The 20,964-nt window shown below is 35.9% G+C and carries 13 protein-coding genes; 3 read left to right on the top strand and 10 right to left on the bottom strand.

Annotated elements, in window-relative coordinates; all coding sequences use genetic code 11:
* The first annotated feature begins 62 nt into the window (after positions 1-62).
* Positions 63-1,481, top strand: coding sequence for a DUF5689 domain-containing protein (locus tag Q0787_RS06120; RefSeq protein ID WP_298901356.1), 1,419 nt, complete (start codon positions 63-65; stop codon positions 1,479-1,481).
* A gap of 69 nt (positions 1,482-1,550) precedes the next feature.
* Positions 1,551-1,934, top strand: a complete 384-nt coding sequence (locus Q0787_RS06115; protein WP_298901355.1) for a hypothetical protein — start codon at positions 1,551-1,553, stop codon at positions 1,932-1,934.
* Positions 1,935-2,008: 74 nt separating this feature from the next.
* On the opposite strand, the gene Q0787_RS06110 is transcribed toward Q0787_RS06115, so the two are convergent.
* From Q0787_RS06110 to Q0787_RS06090, 5 genes are all read right to left on the bottom strand, one after another.
* Positions 2,009-7,060 carry a choice-of-anchor L domain-containing protein gene (locus Q0787_RS06110; protein ID WP_298901354.1) on the bottom strand — a complete coding sequence of 1,684 codons (5,052 nt, stop codon included), beginning with the start codon at positions 7,058-7,060 and terminating at the stop codon, positions 2,009-2,011.
* Positions 7,061-7,197: 137 nt separating this feature from the next.
* Positions 7,198-9,111: an OmpA family protein gene (locus Q0787_RS06105; protein WP_298901353.1), complete on the bottom strand. Its 1,914-nt coding sequence runs from the start codon at positions 9,109-9,111 to the stop codon at positions 7,198-7,200.
* A gap of 20 nt (positions 9,112-9,131) precedes the next feature.
* The gene (locus Q0787_RS06100; RefSeq protein ID WP_298901352.1) at positions 9,132-10,034 is read right to left on the bottom strand and encodes a type IX secretion system membrane protein PorP/SprF; all 903 of its coding nucleotides are present in this window, start codon (positions 10,032-10,034) and stop codon (positions 9,132-9,134) included.
* 64 nt (positions 10,035-10,098) lie between these two features.
* A complete protein-coding gene (locus Q0787_RS06095; protein WP_298901351.1) occupies positions 10,099-15,510 on the bottom strand; it encodes a gliding motility-associated C-terminal domain-containing protein in 5,412 nt (1,803 codons plus the stop codon).
* 218 nt (positions 15,511-15,728) lie between these two features.
* Positions 15,729-16,694, bottom strand: a complete 966-nt coding sequence (locus Q0787_RS06090; RefSeq protein WP_298901350.1) for an endonuclease/exonuclease/phosphatase family protein — start codon at positions 16,692-16,694, stop codon at positions 15,729-15,731.
* Between the two features lie 71 nt (positions 16,695-16,765).
* Between Q0787_RS06090 and hflX the strand changes: the two genes are divergently transcribed.
* Positions 16,766-17,977: a GTPase HflX gene (gene hflX, locus Q0787_RS06085; protein WP_298901349.1), complete on the top strand. Its 1,212-nt coding sequence runs from the start codon at positions 16,766-16,768 to the stop codon at positions 17,975-17,977.
* A gap of 77 nt (positions 17,978-18,054) precedes the next feature.
* Here the strand turns inward: hflX and Q0787_RS06080 are convergent, their stop codons facing one another.
* The 5 genes from Q0787_RS06080 to Q0787_RS06060 all read right to left on the bottom strand — a co-directional run bounded on the left by Q0787_RS06080 (position 18,055) and on the right by Q0787_RS06060 (position 20,963).
* Positions 18,055-18,996 carry a DUF3078 domain-containing protein gene (locus Q0787_RS06080; RefSeq protein ID WP_298901348.1) on the bottom strand — a complete coding sequence of 314 codons (942 nt, stop codon included), beginning with the start codon at positions 18,994-18,996 and terminating at the stop codon, positions 18,055-18,057.
* 158 nt (positions 18,997-19,154) lie between these two features.
* Entirely contained in the window at positions 19,155-19,661 is a 507-nt protein-coding gene (locus Q0787_RS06075; RefSeq protein ID WP_298901347.1) for a DUF2480 family protein, read from the bottom strand.
* A 1-nt stretch (position 19,662) separates the two neighbouring features.
* Positions 19,663-19,989 (bottom strand): DUF59 domain-containing protein, encoded by a 327-nt coding sequence (locus tag Q0787_RS06070; protein WP_298901346.1) that lies wholly within the window; start codon positions 19,987-19,989, stop codon positions 19,663-19,665.
* Positions 19,990-19,995: 6 nt separating this feature from the next.
* Positions 19,996-20,418 carry a SufE family protein gene (locus Q0787_RS06065; RefSeq protein ID WP_298901535.1) on the bottom strand — a complete coding sequence of 141 codons (423 nt, stop codon included), beginning with the start codon at positions 20,416-20,418 and terminating at the stop codon, positions 19,996-19,998.
* A gap of 53 nt (positions 20,419-20,471) precedes the next feature.
* Positions 20,472-20,963, bottom strand: coding sequence for a hypothetical protein (locus tag Q0787_RS06060; RefSeq protein WP_298901345.1), 492 nt, complete (start codon positions 20,961-20,963; stop codon positions 20,472-20,474).
* Position 20,964: the final 1 nt, after the last annotated feature.

Genomic DNA, 20,964 nt, shown 5'->3' with positions numbered 1-20,964 from the left:
ACGCTAAAAAAACAAATTTCAAAATAATGTCCTTTGATAAGGATAAGATAAAAAAGAAAAAAATGAAAACAATTAATTTAAACAAAATCGTACTATTAGCTTTAGGCTTATTAGTATTTAGTGCTTGTGTTCAGGATGATGATTTTGACACACCTAATGTTGACGTTACAGACCCTGTAATTACTGGAAACATTATTGATATAGATGCTGTTATTGGTAACCTTACACAATCTGGTGAAGACATCATTACCTTTGAAGGAACAAACAACTTCATGGAAGGTTATGTGATTTCTAGTGATGAAGGAGGAAACTTCTTTGAAGAGTTAGTACTACAAGATAAAGCAGAAAACCCAACAGCAGGTATTGTTGTTCAAATAGATGTAAACCCTTTATTTACAATATACGATTTCGGAAGAAAAGTATACGTTAAATTAGATGGATTGTCTGTTGCTGTTGATAATGGTGTTGTACAAATAGGAAGAAGAGAAGGAAACGAATTGGCAAAAATTGCGTCGTCTGAAATGTCTGAAACAATTCTTCGTACATCTGAAGTAGCAACTATAGTACCTCTTGAGGTTAGTATTAGTGACTTTTCTAATGATTTGGAAAATTTATTCATCCGTTTAAGTGATGTTCAATTTAATAGAAATGACGTTTTAGGTGATGATTTAAAAACATTTGCTGCTGAAGACACAGACCAATTTGATGGAGAACGTCTTTTAGAGAGTTGTGCAAGTAGTTCTAATGTGATATTAAGTACAAGTACCTTTTCTGATTTTAAATCGCTTTTATTGCCTGCAAATAGAGGATCAATTGATGGGATTTTAACAAGAGATTTCTTTGATGATTTTTACACGTTAGTAATTAATTCTCCAGAAGATATCAATTTCACAAATGAAATGCGTTGTGATCCAATAGAATTATCTTGTGGATTAGCTGCAACAACTGGTAGTACCAACTTATTTGAAGATGATTTTGAAGGACAATCTACAAACTCTCCAATTTCTGGAAACGGCTGGACTAACTATATTGAAGCTGGTACTGAAGGATGGGAAGCTTACACTCAAGGTGGTGCTAATTCATCTCAAGGTGTTTCTGCTAGAGTAGGATCTTTTAATTCTGGTGATGCAAGCTCAGTAGCCTGGTTAATTACGCCTCAAATAGATTTAGATGCTAATCCTGATGTGACTTTAAATTTTGAAACATCTAATAGTTTCTCTGATGGTAGTACTTTAGAAATACTATTCTCAAACGATTGGGATGGTACTGAAGCTGGTATTACAACCGCTACTTGGGGAATCATCACAGATGCTTATGTAACACAAGACAGTGATTTCTTTGGAGATTGGTTCCCTTCAGGAAATGTTGATCTTTCTTGCGGATCTGGTCAAATCTACATCGCATTTAAATATGTAGGTAGTGGACAAGGTGATTTTGATGGAACATACGAATTAGATTTCGTGAGTATAGACGCTCAATAAAACAAAACTTATATAAAGAAAAGCCACATCAATATTGATGTGGCTTTTCTTTTATCAATACATTTGTATATGACCACTTTCGATTCTTTTTTCTTTACCGTATTCCAACATTACAAACCAACACATAAAAAGAAAGCCAACACTATAGCCTTATTTTATATTTCCACATTACAATGTAGTTTAATATTACTCTCAGGTATCTTGTTGTCTGCATTTTTAAATGAGATGAATTCAATTACAATTTCATCAGGTAAAGCATGGGCCTTCTTTATAATGATAAGTACTTTTATCTACTTTAAAAACTGGATTCAGTATAGTGGTAAAAAGAGAGCAGTAATAAACGTAAAAAGAAATAGTAAAAAAACACCTCAACAATATAATATATGGTTATTGTGGTTTTTATTATTCGGTTCTATTGGTTTATCCATTATTCTACTAAGCACTGTGTTTTAATCGTAAGATCAAATAAAAAAGCCTCCAACGTAAATATCGTTGGAGGCTTTTTTTATGTATTAAACTATTAGGCTTTAATTCAAACGTTGAATATAAACCCATGCACTTCTTCTCTTTGTACCATCTTCGTACTCCATAGTATAGAAATAAGTACCTACAGGCAATTCTTCACCATCGTTGGTTTGTCCATGCCATTCGTCAACATAGTTCGTTTTAGAATACACTAGTGTTCCTAACCTGTTGAATATTTCCAACTTGGTAACGCGGTAACTGCTTAAATCAAACGTATCGTTCATACCATCTCCATTTGGCGAAATTCCTTGAGGTATTACGCAACTCTCTAATTCAATAACAGTTTGACTTGTTATACTAGAACAACCAGTATCATTAAAGATGACTTCAATTTCGTAATCTCCAGCAAGTAATACTGGGAATGTCAATCCATTTTCACCAGCTTGTAATACACCATCTAAATACCAATTAATCGTCACTTCAGACGTGTTATAATTAACAGGTGTTGCCGTAATAATAATTGGCACAGTTGCATTAGGACACACTTCGTAATCGAAATCTTGTGTAAATGTAGTTTCAGGTTCTGTACCTAAGACTAAATCAAAACTTGTTGTGTTTGTACAACCTGTGGCATTATTGGTTACTTGAGCATAAACCGTTTGAGGGTTAGATAAACTCGTATAAGGACTCACTAACGGATTAACACCATCAATGGCGTCTTGCTCTGTTAAATGAATCGTTACTGTAAAATCATCAGGACTTTGCGTATCGCCTAAAATGGCTAAATCATTATCCGATAAATTAAATACTGCCGTATCATTTCCAATTGAACATCCAACTAAATCTGGTGGCATATTTGCAATTGGTAGAGGTAAGAACTCAACTAAAATCTCATCAGATATAATACATGATGGAGAGAAAATAATTTGAGTTGTATACGTACCATCTTCAGTAACAACTAAGGTGTTAGACGTTTCATTTTCAATAACAAACCCATCCTTAAACCATACATGGTCTACAGATAACGCTTGCGTTTCTAAAACGATCTGTTCTCCCACACAAGCTGCTGTTCCAGAAGCAATCGTAATGTCCTCACCTAGTTCTACTTCACCAATATCAAAACTTCCAGCTTTCAAGAATACTCCAGAATCTAAAGCAGCATCTGTTGCATCAGCAATAACAAGTTTAATGTGATAGTTCTCTCCAATATTTACTTCAGAGAATGCCGTAAATACTTCGGTTCTACCGTCAAATGAAATTGGAGGAAGGTTCTGAGGAACATAACCGCCAAAATATTCTTCATTTATTGCAGGACATCCTGGGTTTTCAGGGTGAATATTAGTGACCAAAATTGGTGTGTTTGTACCAGGCAATACTGCTAAGTTAGTTGTATTACCGTCTTCGTCTGTTAACAAGAATGCGAATGCATCTGAGAACGTACATTCAAATGTACCACCTGTACTTCCGTTGTATTCTTCGGAAGCCATTAAGAAATCAAAGCTGATTTCGTCAGATAATGGCACGAAATCAAATTCAATAATAGACGCATTATTAGAATTTATTCCTACTTCTGCATCCAGCTCAGGGTCTCCAGGCCATCCAAAACCACCATCACTCATGGCATTAAAGTTTGGTCCACCAGCTCTACTAGCATCTCCAGAAGTTAATATAATACCATCTTCAAAAGGGAAACTACCCTCATCTGATGTGAAGTATCCAATACCATTAACATCGCCGAAATCTGTACCTGTCGAGAATGTAATATTTGTAATTTGAGCACAAGGGCTATCAATTAATATGTCTACAACCAGTTCTTCTACAGTATATGTATCTTGATCAACCGATACATTTCCAGTACCTGGTCTTATACATAAATCAAATGTATAATCAACACCATCATCTCCTGCCGAGAACACTCTAATATAATACGTATTACCTATCGTTAATGCTGGTGTTAAACTTGCAGTATCAGGAGAACAGTATAATTCTACAGGTGCATCACAAGTACCTTCATAAACTGCATGATCTAAATCTTGGAAGAAACCTCCTCCAGTAATATTTAAAAATTGAATAATTTGAAATTCATCTACTGCTGTAAATTCAAACCAAACGTCATCATCTGGATCTCCAGCACAACTTCCGTCTGCAATACCCGATGGCGTTGCTTCTAATAAGGTTCCTGGAGTAATAATATCACAACTATCGTCAGCATTAACTCCTGCAACTGTAGCATCGCAAGGATTGTCGTTGTCTGGAGGACATGCTAATAATTGAATTGCATCACTATTGATAACACAGTTAGCATCTTGGTCATTGTTAATTGTAACAACAACATCTACACCAAATGGAAATGGTCCAACCTGGTAAACACCAGCTGCTGTTGCAGCCACTGTATTAGCATCAATATTATTAGAGATTGTCAATGACGTTGCATCACCTAAAGATGCTACATTAACGTCAATTAAGAATTGATCTCCGTTATCACAATCGTCAATAACTTGATAAGTTGCTGTAGGATTTACACAAGTTGCACATGTCACTGTATAATCTATCCCATCAGAACAACAGAAACTTCCAGATGAACAACTTACAGAACCGTCTGAAGTAATTTGGAAGAAAATCGTATCTCCTGTAGATTGGAATACCAATCCGTCAAGAACACCATCATTACCTTCTCCATTATACAATTCTGTTACACCATCAGTATCTAAAACAACTAAGAAATCAAAAGGATCTCCTTCAATTTCACCAGAGTTGATTGTAATTCTTACTGGTGAACCATCTGAACTTGTATAAGAGAATTGGTTTGCATCATTATTTTCATAACAATAGAAAGCATTTAAAGGTCCTGCTGAACAATCAACAATATTATCAATACAAAACTCTTGTGTTAGCGATTCACTCGTAAGCATACAGTTAGGATCGTCATCATTAGCCACAGAAATAACAACTGGAGTATTATTATCATAAGGTCCAAATGTTACAATACCAGTAGCACTAACTGTTTGGTCAGCACTTCCTTGATCGTCACTAAGTGTAATTGATGTCGCCGAACCTAAACTAGTTAAGTCTACATCGACAAAGAATTCTGGTCCAACTGTACAGTTAGATACCACGCTATAAGTTGCTTCAGGCTGCACACAAGTTGCACAAGCCACAGTAAAATCCCATTGAGTTGTACAACAGAAACTTCCTGAAGCACAACTTACAGATCCATCAGCATCAATTTCCATAAACATTGTATCTCCTGTCGAATCAAATTGTAATCCTGAAAGATCTCCGCCATTATTTCCTTGGTAAATTAATGGTGCTGTATTATCTGCTCCATCATATACTAATATATCGTCACAACAACTTTCAATTCCACCTGCATTAAACGTTAATCTAATTGGGCTTCCATCTGTGGACGTGAATGTCCAGTTAGTTGTGTCATTATTATCATAACAATAATTAATTTGTGTTGGTGGTTGCGTACAATCTATAGTATAATCTGATTGTACCGTTGTTGTAAATGTAACTGGACCAATCCAACTACTAAAGCCATCTGCATCACAATTACCTCTAACCCAAACTTCGTAGTCTGTTTGGAATGTTAATCCTGTTTCATTAACTGATGTCATTGCAACCGTTGTTCCTGGTCCTGACGGCATACCTGTTCCAAGAGGTTGTACTACGTACTCCCAACTTGTTTCAGCACCACCAGCTGTCCAGCTTATATCGGCTGTAGTTCCTCCAACATTAGCTACGGTTAAACCACTTGGTTCTTGACAAGATGGTATTAATCGAACTCTAAAGTTGTCTATAAAAACATCATTGTCTTCGGTATCATCAACAGTTCCTTCAGACCCTAATATTGCAAATTGCACAGTTTGTCCTGAATAAGCTGTTAAATCGGAAACCACTTGTGTTCCAGTAACAGGAACTACAGTAGTATTATCAAATGTTATTAAGTTGGTCCAACTTGTTCCATTATCTGTACTAATAAATAATTGAACGGTATCATCAGACCCTAAAGTTCCGGCAGTAGTGCTACTAGCAAATTGCATAATTCCAAAATCAAAGTCTACTTGAAATGGTCCTCCAGTTAAGTCAAACTGAGGTGATATTATCCAATCACTCTTAGCTGCTTGCCATAAATTAATCTTATAAGCACCATCAAATCCGTTATTTAGAAATCCATCTGGTCCCCAATCACCTCCTCCAAGGTTCATAGGTCCTGTTGTTGCATCTCCATCAGCTGCTTCATCCCAACAATTAGGTATAATTGTTGTAAAATCTTCTAGGTATTCTGGTACGAATACATCGCAAGCAGATTCAAAATTTCCAACACTAGACCAAATACTAAAACCATCAGCGCCACAATTGGCTCTTACAAAAACCTCATATTCTGTAATTGCTGATAAGCCTGTTGCCGTAAAAGGATTATCTGTTGTAGCCGTTCCTGAACCCGTTGGTTCTCCTGTACCTAACGGTTGAACTACAACTTCCCACTCTGTTTCTGTTCCTCCTGCTGTCCAGCTTATGTCGGCAGATGTAGAAGTAATATTTGTAACTGTAATTCCCGAAGGGAAGTTACAAGTAGAGTTGTAAACTTGAACGTTATCTACTAACCAGTACCAAGCCCATACATTACCGTCATTATAAATAAATCGGACTTGCATTGCAGCGTTAGAATACGCAGTAATATCAATATGTTGTTCATCAGGAGCATCAAACCCTCCGGCATCTGCCGTTTGATTAAGTACTTCAACCCAATTGGTTCCGTCAAAAACTTCAACAACAGCGGTATCATCACCTATATTGTTATAGAATTGATCAAAATCTAAAAACAAAGCTGTTGCACCAGTTGTATCAAATACTGGCGAGGTTAATGTTTCTACTAATTCTGTTCCATTTCCATTAGAGTCACTATCTACTATAGCACAGTTAGTCCCATTTAGGCTATTTCCGCCTCCTTGCTGACCAGAAATCCAAGAATCACCTGTTGCACCTCCTTCGTCGGTAACAGTCCATGTTGCAGGAATTTCCGTATCAAAATTTTCTTGTAAATACGTTTGCGCTTCAGCCCAAGAACAGGCAAATATGAGCGCAAAGAGAAAGATTATTTTTTTCATGTGTGTCGGTTGTTTTTTTAAACTTTTTCTTTTACATGTAGTTCATGTAGCAATTTTAGATATAAACAATAAAAGCCCTGTTTGATTAATTCAGGGCTTTATATTGGTTAGTTAGTCATTTTTATATTTGTTTTATATTATTGCGCTTGTGGACCTCCACTTACTATAATAAATTCGGATCTTCTATTCAGTTGATGTTCTTCATCTGTACAATTCGAGCCACAATTTACCTTAGGCTCACTTTCTCCTTTACCCATACCAGATATTCTGGCTTTGTCAATTCCTTTAGAAATAACATACTGAACTGTAGTTTTTGCTCTTCTATCTGATAACCTTTCATTATAAGGGGCAGAACCTCTGCTGTCTGTATGTGACGTTGCATTAATAACCATATCTGGATATTTATTCATGATCTGAACTAACTTATCAAGTTCAAAGGCCGCTTGAGCAGTAATATTTGATTTATCAAATTCGAAATAAATTGGATCAAGGTTAACAACTTCAGGGCCTACTATAACCTCAATAGGATCGAGTGCAATCGCTACTTCAACTTCTTCTTCGTCTGTAGCGCTAACTGTAACTTTTCTGCTTTCGTATCCATCCATAGTCACTTCCAACTCTGATCCTTGTCCGCATTCAACGATAAACTCTACTGTACCATCTGAATTGGTCACCTTAGATAATACACTATTTCCTTGATCATCATACATTGTGACAGATGCTGCATTAATAGGGTTTCCAGTTTTAGAGTCTGTAACAATACCTGTAATTAAAACATCACATAATGGTTGAAGTTTCTTTATCGCGTAAATGTCATCACCTCCTAAACCACCATCTCTGTTGGAAGAAACAAATCCTTCTTCTGTCTCTTCATCTAAGCTAAAGGCAAAATCATCTGCATTACTATTAATAGGGATTCCTATATTACGTATTGGAGCCAATTTCCCATCAACTTCCTTCGTATAGAAAACATCTAAATTTCCAAGTCCTAAATGACCATTAGATGAGAAGTATAATGTATTGTTACTACTAATATATGGGAACATTTCCTGTCCTTGAGTATTTACTTTTTGGCCCATATTTTCAGGCTCTCCTAAAGATCCATCATCATTTATAGACGCCTTGTAAATATCAAACAAACCATATCCTCCTGGCATATCAGAAGCAAAATAAAGTGTTTTTCCATCAGCACTAACAGAAGGATTCTTAACAGAGTAGTTCTCGCTATTCATTGGAAAGCCTTCAACATTCCCCCATTTTCCTCCAGACTTCGTTGCCTTGAAAAGGTGTAATAAACTGTATCTGTATTTTGTAATAGAATCTTTTTCGTATTCTTTCTCAAAGAAACTTTCTCTCGAAAAATACATCGTATTTCCATCTGGAGAGAACGAGACTAAACCTTCGTGATGTTTCGTATTTACTTTGTCCTCAACTAGAGCACCTGCTTGGTAAGTTCCATCATCATTTTTAGTCAACTCATAAATATCCAAAAATGGTTCTTCGTTCCATCCATAAGTTTTACGAGACGTATTTCTTGCTGAAGTAATGTAAAGTTTACCATCTTGAAGTGTTCCTCCAAAATCTGAATATTTTGTATTAAACCCTAAGTTTTGAATGTTGAATTTTTTACCTTTTTCTAAAATTTTAGGTAAGTAATCAGGGTTCTTATTAAATGCTATTGCTCGATCATCACTAGGACGCATTCCTGCAAATTTTCTCATTTGAGCATTTGATTCTTCGTATTTCCCATTGGCTTTTAACATTTGAGAGTATTTGAAAATCATCTCAGGGTTATCAGCACTTTCAAGAGCTTTTGCATACCAACGTTCTGCTTCTTGAGTGTTAAATACGTTATAATATGATTCTGCTAGTTGACTATAAACGTAAGGACTTCCTTTACCATCTTCAACTAATTTAGCGTAATCTTCAGCAGCTTCGACAAATTCAAATTTATTAAAATGCTTATCTGCTTTTTTAGTGTCTTTATTCTGAGCAATTAAGCTGAAACTACTTAATGCTGCTATTGTAAAAAGTGTCAATAATTTTTTCATGATTGTTTTAGCTTAACTGATTAGAAATATCTTGGTGAACGTGAAACTTTCTTCGGAAAGTTTAAATCGAATAATAACATAAATTCGTGAGATGCCGGAGCATACCTTCTAATATCAGAAGTTACATTATCATATGCATATCCAATTCTTAACGATGGTGTAATAGCAAAATTGACTAATCCAGAAAAAGAATCATCCAATCTATACGAAGCACCTATTTCAAACTTCTCATAAAATAATGCGTTTAGGTTAACATCAAATGATGTTGGTGCACTAAAAGCAGATTTCACTAAAAACGAAGGTTTTAACTTAGCGTTTGGAGATAACTGAAAAACATATCCACCAGTAAGAAAGTAATGTGCTTCTTCTGAACCTAATTTATTTCCATTTGCATCTAAATGAACAGAGTTTAGGATATTCGGAACAGAGAGTGCCAGATAATAATTATCTGTATAGTAAAAGGCTCCAGCTCCAATATTAGGAGTGGTTGTATTTATATTTTGAAAGAACGGATCGTTTGGATCTATTAAATCAATTCCTGCCAATCCAATATCGTGAAACGTAGCTCCTGCTTTAACACCAAAAGCTAATCTGTGTGCTCCACCTAGTTGCAATGTGTATGAGAAATCAGCATACGCATTCGTTTCTTTAATTGGCCCAACTTCATCAGCGATAATAGATAAACCTATCCCTACTTTCTCGCCTACTGGAAGGTGTCCGAAAAATGTTCCTGTTTTTGGAGCTCCATCAATTCCAGTCCATTGCGTACGGTAAAGTAATCCAAAAGATAAATTCTCTTTAGAACCTGCATATGCAGGATTGATTACATTCATATTATACATGTACTGTGTATATTGTGGATCTTGCTGTCCATACACTTGTGTTGCGATAAGCAATACAATAATGATATAAAATTTTTTCATTTGTTAGTTGTTTGTTTTAGTTTGGTTGAATTCTTAGAATTCTATTTAAGATTTTAATTGGTTACTAGTTAAGTCGTTGTATGTAAACCCAGGCACTTCTTTGCTTACCATTTTCATATTCCATCGTGTAGAAATAGGTACCTACAGGCAGTTCATCACCATCATTGGTTTGTCCATACCATTCGTTTGTATAGTTGTTTTTAGAATATACTAAAGTTCCATTACGATTAAATATTTCAAGTTTACTTACATCGTAGCTACTTAAATCAAAAGTATCATTCATACCATCTCCATTTGGAGAAATACCTTGAGGGATAACACAACTTTCTAATTCAATTATGTTCTGAGCTGTAATACTAGAACATTGTGTTGCATCGTTAAAGGTCACTTCAATCTCATAAAGTCCGGCCTCTAATACTGGTAAGGTTAATCCGTTCTCTCCTGCAATAACACCACCATCCTGATACCATACAATCGACACTTCAGATTCGGTATAGTTATTTGCCGTCGCCGTAATTAAAATAGGTACTGTTGCATTAGGACATACTTCATAATCAAAATCTGTTGCAAATGTTGTACTTGGCAACGGTTTAACTATTAAATCAAAAGGTGTTGTAGAGTAACAATCAAAAGCAACGTTACTTTCAACTCTTGCATAAATCGTTTGTGATGCACTACTGTATAAAACAGAAGTGTCAATAGCATTTGTTCCTGCTTCGGCATCTGCTTCAGTTTCGTAATAGGTCACAGTAAAGTCTGTTGCACTTTGTCCATTTAAAATATTTGCATCATGTCCTGCTAAGTCAAATAATGTTACACCATCTGTATCATCATCACACGCTTCAATCGGTACACTAGTAGCATCTGGAGTTGGTCCAGATATAATTAAATCGAACGTTGTTGTAGCAAAGCAGAATTCTGCATTGGCATCCTCTATTCGCACAAAGATAGTTTGTGGGTTAGAGGTGTTAGTATAATTTAAAGGTAACGGATTTACATCTGCTTGGGCATCTGCCAATGTTAAGTGATATGAAACATTGAAATCTGTAGCAGATTGTGTTCCTAGCACTCCAGCAGTTTGAATATCTAAATCGAAGTCTTCAATTTCATCTGCTGAAATATCATCACAAGTTACAATGTCTGCAACTGCATTTGCAACCGGTTCTAAACCAAATACAACAGTTACCGAATCTTGAGCCTGAGCATCACATTGTTCGTCATAAGCAATTACAGTATATGTACTAGATGTTGAAACTGTTAATGTTGGTCCTGTTTCTCCATTTATAATAAATCCATCTTCATACCACTCATAAGTATCTGCGAATGGTGAATCTGCGTTTAAGACGAAATCTGGGAAACCACAGAAGTTTTGATCTGCACCTAAATCTACTTCAATTTCTGCAGTGATATCACCATCACCATCTCCACCAGTATTTGTTTGGCTAATTGAGATTGTTCCAGGATCATCGGAGAAATTGGTAACTAATAATAAATAGATCTCTCCTGTTTGTGCATTGTCTATAGTCAAGTTTTCTGTTGAAATAAACGAATAACTACAATCTACAATGTTTCCGAAAGGATAGAAGTTTGGATCTGCCGTATTATTAGGGCAATCTCCACCAGGATTAGGACATCCTAAGTCTAAATTACCACAAGCATTTTCTACTGAATCGAAAGGTCCCCAAAGCACGAAATCAACATCTAATCCATTTCCATTATCATCAACTTGAGAAATTTCTATTTCGATTAAACCAGGATCTCCAATTTGAATGATATTCCAAGTTGGATTCGGTGCAGAGAATAAACAAGCAATATCTGTAGGATCAGGAATACCAATAATATTAGATGTAGTTAAAGCTCCACCTGGCTCAGCACAGAAGTTTTCTGCATTTTCACATATAATGTTTGTTGGTGCCTCTTTGATACATAAATCAAACGTCGTTGTTTCAGAATCATTTCCTCCAGAGAACACTCTTATATAATATGTATTTCCAACTACTAATTGCGGTGTTACACTAGCTGTTCCGTCTGTACATTCTATTTCTACTAGACCATCGCAAGTTCCTTCATAAAGGGCATGGTCTGTATTGAATCCGCCACCAGCAATGTTAACTAGAGATATTAATTGTACTTCATTTAATGCCACAAATTCGAACCACACATCATCATCAGGATTTCCAGCACATGATCCACTTGGCACACCAGATTCTGTCGCTTCAACTAATGTTCCAGGTGTAACTAAGTCACAAGATTCATCATTATTTACAACAGCTACAGTAGCGTTACAAGGGTTATCATTTTCTGGTGGACAAGCTAATAGTTGAATTGGGCTACTATTAATAACACAATTAACGTCTTGATCATTACTAACCGATACGACAACATCCACTAAAAATGGGAATGGTCCAATTTGATATGTACCAACTGCAGTTACAGGAACTGTTGTGGCATCAATATTATTAGAAATCGTAAGTGATGTAGCATCACCTAAACTTGTTATATTAACATCAATCAAAAATTGATCTCCATTATCACAATCGTCAACCACTTGATATGTTGCAACTGGATTTATACAAGTAGCACAAGCCACTGTGAAGTCGATGCCATCTAAACAACATCCACTACCAGATTGGCAACTTACTGATCCATCAGATAAAATTTGAATTGTAATAGTGTCTGTAATTGACTGAAAAGATAATCCGTCTAAAACACCGTCATTTCCTTCGTCATTATATAGTACAGTACCATTTCCATCTGTAACCAATAAGAAATCAAATGGTGCGCCTTCAATTTCTCCAACATTAATTGTTAAATTAAGCGGAGAACCATCAGAGCTTGTATAAGTAAATATTTCTGAATCATTATTTCCGTAACATAAGAAACTGTTAACAGGTCCTACGGCACAATCTACATCAAAGTTTGTTTGAATTGTTGTTGTAAATGTTACTGGTCCAGACCATATACTAAATTCACTACCACAATCGGCTCTTACCCAAACTTCGTATTCTGTTTCAAAATTTAAACCAGTTATATTAGCCGAAGGTGTTCCAACAGTAGTTCCGGGACCAGTTGGTTCTCCAGTACCAGATGGAACAACAACATATTCCCATGATGTTTCTCCATTATTAGGTGTCCAGCTTATATCTGCGGTTGTACCTGTAATATTAGCTACAGTTATTCCACTTGGAGGGATACAGAAGTTTCCACAAGATTCTACTCTAATAAAATCTATAGACATATCGCCCTCAAATCCAGTTCCGGCTCCACCGTAACTAAATTCTAAGTAAATAACTTGTCCTAAGTAGGCATCTAAGTTAATCCCCACAGGAACCCAAGCTTCATCATCAGTTATTTGTAAATCACCAACCCATGTAAATACATTAGTAAAAGGCCCGGCAGCGTCATTACCAATTCCAACATTTAGAGTACCCATATCGTCACCAAAAGCATGGAAAAAGAATGATAATTCGGCTCCATCAACAGCAGTTGTTAAATCAATACCTGGACTTATAGCCGATGCAATATCAGTTGCGTCTCCTGTTGCTTCATATTCTAAGTGATTTCCTGTACCACCATCAAAAGCATTTGCTGGACCCGTTCCGAACGAATTCGCACCAGCAGCAGTAATATCCCAATTTCCATTTGAACCGTCAAAACCAGTACCAGTCCAACCTGCCGGAGGATCTTGGTCAAAATTTTCAGTAAAAATAAATGAAGACGAACCTGATGCACAAGTTACGCCTACTGGAGGAGGAGGAGGAGTATTTAATGTTGTAAAGTCGATTGGACCAACCCAACTACTCAACCCGTCAACACCACAATCGCTTCTAACCCAAACCTCATATGCTGTACTTGGGTTTAATGGTGTTGCTGTATAAGGATTATTTGTTGTTGCAGTTCCTGCTCCAGAAGGAACTCCTGTTCCTTGTGGTTGAATTACAACTTCCCATGACGTTTCAGAACCTCCTGCTGTCCAACTTACGTCGGCCGACGTATCTGTAACATTATCTACAACTACACCTGTGAGTTCTTGACAAGAAGGAATTGCTCTAACTCTAAAGTTATCCACAAACACATCATTATCTTCAGCATCGTCAACTGTTCCCTCCGATCCAAGGATTCCAAACTGAACTATTTGCCCAGCATAAGCTGTTAGATCATAGACCACTTGAGTTCCTGTAACAGGAACAACTGTAGTATTATCAAAAGTTATTAAACTTGTCCAACTTCCGCCGTTATCTGTACTTATTAATAATTGTACGGTATCATCAGATCCTAATGTTCCTGCAGTTGTGCTACTAGCAAATTGCATGATTCCGAAATCAAAATCTACTTGAAATGGTCCACCAGTTAAATCAAACTGTGGTGATAATATCCAATCACTTTTGGCAGCCTGCCATAAATTAATCTTATAAGCACCATCAAAACCATTATTTAAAAATCCGTCTGCTCCCCAGTCTCCACCACCTAAGCCGGTTGGCCCTGTAGTAGCATCGCCGTCTGCTGCTTCATCCCAACAATTCGGGGTAATTGTAGCAAAACCTTCTAAATAATCTGGAACGAATACAGCACAACCAGATAAAAAGTTAACTGGACCTACCCAGTTACTAAAACCGTCTGTTGCGCAATCTGCTCTTACATATACTTCATAATCTGTTACGGCAGTTAAGCCTGGCGCAACATAAGGGTTATTTGTTGTCATTGCTCCAGGTCCTGAAGGAATTCCAGTTCCTATAGGCTGAACAGCGACTTCCCAGTTCGTCTCAGAACCACCTGCTGTCCAGTTAATATCTGCTGAAGTTGCTGTAATATTACTTACAGTAATTCCTGCTGGTTCAGGGCAACTAACGTCAAAAATAGAAACCGTATCAAAAGCGACACCTTCATCTTGAACAGATCCATCAGATCCAAAAGCAAATCTTAGAATCACATTGGCTTCTCCTGCTAGTCCTGTTAAGGCATGCCTAGCAACGACCCAGTTTCCAGAGCCTGTTGCTCCTCTTCCTGTCCATCCTACTTGCTGCCCACCAGGGTTTCCACCGATAGTTCCATCATTATACCAATTATTTGGATCTCCTTGAGCTCCTACATTTTGCCAAGAATTTCCATCATCTATAGATGATTGTAAAACCAGACCGTCCCAACTAAATTCTGAATTCCACCAAATGCTAAACTCAATAGAAGGTGCATTTAATGATGATAAATCAAAAACAGGACTTACAACAAATGAATCTTCATCAACGTTGTATTCTCCTGTTAGATTGGTAACCCAGGCATTGGTTCCTGAATCGGCTGTATTAATCACTGCTGCGGCTGGAGTTCCTAATGCCCATGTCCCTGCAGTAGTATTATCTGCTACCCAACCTCCATCGCCAGATTCAAAATCTTCGGCGTAAGGATATGACGTTATCTGTGCGCTGGCACTCCATAACGAAAAAGCAAATAAAAATGTTAACGAGAGTAAAACTTTTTTCATATCAATTTATAGCTATTAAATTATTTTATTTTATTGATAGTTAATGTCTTAAATTACCGTTCAAAGGGGAGAACAGATTCATTTAGACAATATAAGTCTCTCAACAAGACTCATATAAGTATCCGAAGATAAAAAAAATGGCAATTAACGAACTGTTAACATTGTTATAATAGATAAAAGGCATTTATCATCGACAAAAAGGAAAAGACGTTAAGAACTTATTTTTCGGAGACATTTAATTGTATATAAACTGGAAAGTGATCACTGTATCCACCCTTATATTTTTTACCTACATATGTTCTAAATGGTTGCCCTTTAAATTTACCTTTATATTCGGTTAGAAATTTTTCATCAAAGATATTGGCCTCATCAAATCTCAACTTATCTTTTTGGATTTCAAAAAAGTTGGTAGAAAACAAAATTTGGTCAAAGAGATTCCATTTGAATTTATGATTTAGACTCCCTCGACTATAGGACAACATGGTTTCCATAGGGTTGTATAAGGCTCCTTTTTCAGAAAGAAACTTTATACTTTCGTTACTCGGATTATCATTGAAATCTCCCATCACTAATAATTTAGCATTGGGATCTTCCTCTTTTATAGTGTCAATAACTTCAACAACCTTTTGAGCTGCCTTCAATCGTTTATGCATAGATTCCTTTTCTCCTTCTCGCCTAGAAGGCCAATGGTTTACAATGCAATGTACTTTTTCAGAATGAAGAACACCAGACACTAATAATATGTCTCTTGTATAATCTTGCTCTCCAAATTCATCTTCAATGTAAATAGAAAAGGTTTTGGAATTGACAACTGTGAATACCGTTTTATCATAGATCAAGGCGACATCAATACCACGTTCGTCCTGAGAATTATAGTGAACTATACCATAATCATATGACTCTAAGTCTTTACTATCTATTAAATCTCTAAGTACGTTTTTATTTTCGACCTCAGCTAAGCCTACAATAGAAGGAGGCTGTTGTGTATTCTCAAAACCAATTTTTGAAATAACCTGGCTTAGCTTAAAAAGTTTTCGATCATAACGCTTTTTAGTCCATCGCTTATCTGCTTTGGGCAAAAAATCGTCGTCATGCTTGGAATGATCATTATAAATATCGAAGAGGTTTTCGAGATTATAAAAAGCTACCGTATATGTTTTAGTTTTGTTTTCTTCGGAATTCACTTCACAAATTTAAGTTTTAAAATGCAATAGACGAACATTCAATTATGTAACTTTGCCTTTTATTTGAATTTATGATTGAAAAAAAAGATATAGCTCTAGAAAAGACCGTCCTTATTGGCGTAGTAACACGAGATCAAAACGAAGCTCAATCTAAAGAATACTTAGATGAGTTAGAGTTCTTGACTTATACAGCTGGAGGTGATGTTTTAAAACGCTTTACACAGAAGATGGACATGCCTAACCCGAAAACATTTATTGGGTCTGGAAAAATGAATGAAGTACAACAGTATATCGAAGACAATGAGGTTGGCACCGCTATTTTTGATGATGAGTTATCTGCGGCACAAGAACGTAATATTAGTAAAATTTTAGGCTGCAAAGTATTAGACAGAACGAATCTCATTCTCGACATTTTTGCTCAACGTGCTCAAACGAGTTATGCGCGAACACAGGTAGAATTGGCGCAATGCGAATATTTACTTCCGCGATTAAAAGGAATGTGGACACACCTTGAGCGTCAGAAAGGTGGTATTGGAATGCGTGGTCCTGGTGAAACCGAAATTGAAACAGACAGACGTATTGTACGTGATAAGATTGCCTTATTAAAGGCAAAAATTAAAACGATTGACAAGCAAATGGCTGTTCAACGAGGTAACCGAGGTAAAATGGTTCGAGTGGCTTTAGTTGGATATACCAATGTAGGGAAATCGACGCTTATGAATGTTGTTAGTAAAAGTGACGTCTTTGCTGAAAACAAGTTATTCGCAACCCTAGATACAACCGTTAGAAAAGTGGTTATACAAAACCTACCTTTTTTATTAACTGATACTGTAGGATTTATTAGAAAACTTCCAACGCAATTAGTTGAATCTTTTAAAAGTACACTTGATGAAGTACGAGAGGCTGATTTACTACTTCACGTTGTTGACATCTCTCATCAAAATTTCGAAGAACACATAGAATCTGTAAATAAGATCCTTGGTGAAATCGACAGTTCAAATAAGCCCACTATTATGGTATTTAATAAAATTGATGCTTATGAAGCTGTTCCTTTTGATGATGACGATTTAATTACCGAAAGAACTTCATCTCATTATTCATTAGAAGAATGGAAAAACACTTGGATGAATCGAGTAGGGAACAATGCTTTATTTATTTCGGCATTAAACAAAAAGAACTTAGATGCATTTAAAAAACGTGTTTATGACGAGGTTAGAGATATTCATATTACGCGATTTCCTTATAATCACTTCTTATATCCAGATTATACCGAGGAAACATAATAGCAGAGTATATACATAATAAAAAAAGCATCCTGAAATTCTCAGGATGCTTTTTTTATTATAGTCATTTTAAATCTTTAGAATTGGTACGTTAATCCTAAAGTATAATAACTCTGTAAGTCGTTATCAACATTGTCAAATGTTGGTTGAGCAGCTGTTCCCATTGGGTCATACTGACTTAAAGCAAAGTTTAAGGCTTCTTGTTTATTGTTTCTAAGACCAAAATCAAAACCTACACCAATGCTTTTCCATAGTGTGTAACTAAATGAGTTAGTCCATGTCCAGTTTGACAAGTCTCCACTTTTATAACTTTGAAACATTGATAAGTTAGATTTAAACGCTATCGCTCCAATTTGGCGTGTGTAATCTGCAACTATTTTTGCACCTAATGATGATTCAAAAACGGCATCATTTTCAGCAAAAACAAAGTTGTAGTTTAATGGATGAATTACAACAATTAAGTTTTCGATTGGTGTCCAAGTTGCACCAACACCTACATCTAAATATCCAGGATCGTTGAAGTTATTTAAAATTGTAGTTCTATACTCCATTAATCCAGAGATCGCAAACTTTTCGCTCAATTTTCTTCCATATAAAGAAGAAATATTAAATACATCTGTTGTTGGCTCAAAATCGTCGCTATCTGTTGGGTCGTCTTTGTTATCAAGTTTTGTCCAGTTTAAATTGGTGTTTAACGCATTTCTCCAGAAAAATTTATCCTGAATTAAATTGGCATAACCATTAACTGTAAACCCAATAGTTCCCGATGAATTATTAGGAGCACCTTGCGCATACCAATTATTAAAATTAGATAAGCTCCCTCCAATTACACCAAAAGCACCAACTCTCCAACCAGGAAGCGCATCTATTTGTGCTTGTAGCGCATTTGCTTCAGCTTGAGCAGCATCTGCCTCTGCTTGTTTTTCTGCTTTTTGTGCTTCTAATTCCTCCTTTGTTTGAGAGAAACCAAAAGATATTGATAACATCAATACTGTCGTAAAAAGTAATTTTTTAGTCATAGTTTTAGTTTTAATAGTTTTTAACTGATTGATTAAAGTACAAATATAAATCATTAGGTATTTGAACACCAATAAATTAGCGGAAAATGAAAATTCGCACATAAGCAATCCTAGTATAGGACTCTATTGTTTTAATAAAGTCACAGGAAAAGTTGCATTTATTTTCTTTTGAAAAGTGGCACTGAAGAACAGGCTTCGCCGTACATAATAGATTTAGCAACGGGCTTTAATTTGCTAGACAACATGAGGTAAGCATTTGTAGGCACTGGTTTGTTTGAACAACCTTTAATAATTAAAGGTTTATCTCGATATATTTCAACGTCCAATGCTCCTATAACATCTTGGTAAAGTGAGGTTTCCAATGTTTGCAAATCACCTACACACACTTTTTTAGCATAAGGTTGTAATTCTAGAGTCAACAACATATAGGACCATGCTGGTATTATGGCATCTGTAGAACAGTTTAATGCCACAAACTGGTCTTGATGTTGAGACCAATTGTAATCTTTTACAAATTGCCTAAATTCTCGTTCTCTTAATACAAAACCTTCGTGTAGCCAATCTTTAATATCAAAAACGAAACGCACACCTTCAGGATAATAGTCTTCTAAATCTATCACCTGTAATTTACTCTGTGCTACTCTATTTATGATTTCTTCGGCCATATTATAACATCCCTAATTCTAACTTAGCTTCTTCACTCATTAAATCTTGACTCCAAGGTGGATCAAAAGTAATTTCTACTTCGGCTGTTTTTACATCATTTAGTGATTTCACTTTTTCCTCAACTTCTAGTGGCAGTGTTTCGGCAACAGGGCAGTTTGGTGTTGTTAGTGTCATTAAAATCTTAACGTCGTAATCTTCATTTACAAATACGTCATAAATAAGTCCTAGTTCGTAAATATCGACAGGTATTTCTGGATCGAAAATGGTTTTTAAAACTCTAACTATTTTTTCACCTAATACGTTTGTATCTATTGTTGTCTCGCTCATATCCAACTAATTTAACTGGGTTTGATATGCAATTGCATACATTTTAATTTGTTTAATCATACTTACCAATCCGTTTGCACGTGTTGGCGACAAATGTTCTTTAAGACCAATTTTGTCGATAAAATCGGTATTACTTTCAATGATATCTTTTGGATGTTGATTTGAAAACACTCGGATTAAAATAGCTATAATGCCTTTTGTAATAATAGCGTCACTATCTGCTGTAAATTTCACCTTATCTGTATCCATTTCAGCATGAACCCAAACCTTACTTTGACAGCCTTTAATAATGTGTTGGTCTGTTTTATATTGCTCATCTATTAGAGGAAGTGTTTTTCCAAGATCTATCATATATTGATAACGCTCCTCCCAATCTTCAAACATTGAAAATTCATCGATAATATCTTCTTGTATCTCAGCAATTGTCATCAGCATCTTTTTTCGTTTTGATATTCATTTTAATGACACAAAGATACGTCATCTTATTGTTTCTCAAACATTGTTTTAAGTGCTAATATTTTCTCAATAAGACCATCGAGTGCTTTAGGTGGTTTACCATGATCAAAACTTTGAGTCATATAGACTTCATCGCCTTTGGTCACCTTTAAAAAAGCAGCTGGAGCCGCATCATACTGATGGGTTTTGGATGGGGCTTCTATATCTGCAAGTTTAGATACGTCTAACTCGCTTATTAGTTTTGAGACAGCCTCTTTTTCTTCTTGTGGAAGCGCATATTTGTTAACATCCTTTAAATTATAATCATAGGTGATCATAATAGAATCTCCTTCAATTTCTATGAGTTGAAAAAAACCTCTTGTAGAGGCACGATAGGCCACTTTAACCTGCTCTTGCATTCTCATTTCTGCAAGTTCTGAAGTTGTTTCAGGCGCCATATTATCTGACATTTGTGTTTTATTTTTATCGCATTCTTTTGCTGAAATAAGCATAAATGCAAAGCATATAATTAGTTTCATA

Origin of the sequence: uncultured Psychroserpens sp. (assembly GCF_947492715.1) — a bacterium.
Lineage (GTDB): Bacteria > Bacteroidota > Bacteroidia > Flavobacteriales > Flavobacteriaceae > Psychroserpens.
The sequence above is the reverse complement of the archived record's forward strand: the minus strand, read 5'-3'. Positions and strand labels throughout refer to the sequence as shown.

Excerpts from the sequence above, each read along its gene's own strand:
- Q0787_RS06120 (WP_298901356.1), top strand. The coding sequence starts at position 63 with ATGAAAACAATTAATTTAAACAAAATCGTACTATTAGCTTTAGGCTTA.
- Q0787_RS06075 (WP_298901347.1), bottom strand. The coding sequence starts at position 19,661 with ATGGCCGAAGAAATCATAAATAGAGTAGCACAGAGTAAATTACAGGTG.
- Q0787_RS06065 (WP_298901535.1), bottom strand. The coding sequence starts at position 20,418 with ATGACAATTGCTGAGATACAAGAAGATATTATCGATGAATTTTCAATG.
- Q0787_RS06080 (WP_298901348.1), bottom strand. The coding sequence starts at position 18,996 with ATGACTAAAAAATTACTTTTTACGACAGTATTGATGTTATCAATATCT.
- hflX (WP_298901349.1), top strand. The coding sequence starts at position 16,766 with ATGATTGAAAAAAAAGATATAGCTCTAGAAAAGACCGTCCTTATTGGC.
- Q0787_RS06060 (WP_298901345.1), bottom strand. The coding sequence starts at position 20,963 with ATGAAACTAATTATATGCTTTGCATTTATGCTTATTTCAGCAAAAGAA.
- Q0787_RS06105 (WP_298901353.1), bottom strand. The coding sequence starts at position 9,111 with ATGAAAAAATTATTGACACTTTTTACAATAGCAGCATTAAGTAGTTTC.
- Q0787_RS06100 (WP_298901352.1), bottom strand. The coding sequence starts at position 10,034 with ATGAAAAAATTTTATATCATTATTGTATTGCTTATCGCAACACAAGTG.
- Q0787_RS06070 (WP_298901346.1), bottom strand. The coding sequence starts at position 19,989 with ATGAGCGAGACAACAATAGATACAAACGTATTAGGTGAAAAAATAGTT.
- Q0787_RS06095 (WP_298901351.1), bottom strand. The coding sequence starts at position 15,510 with ATGAAAAAAGTTTTACTCTCGTTAACATTTTTATTTGCTTTTTCGTTA.
- Q0787_RS06115 (WP_298901355.1), top strand. The coding sequence starts at position 1,551 with ATGACCACTTTCGATTCTTTTTTCTTTACCGTATTCCAACATTACAAA.
- Q0787_RS06110 (WP_298901354.1), bottom strand. The coding sequence starts at position 7,060 with ATGAAAAAAATAATCTTTCTCTTTGCGCTCATATTTGCCTGTTCTTGG.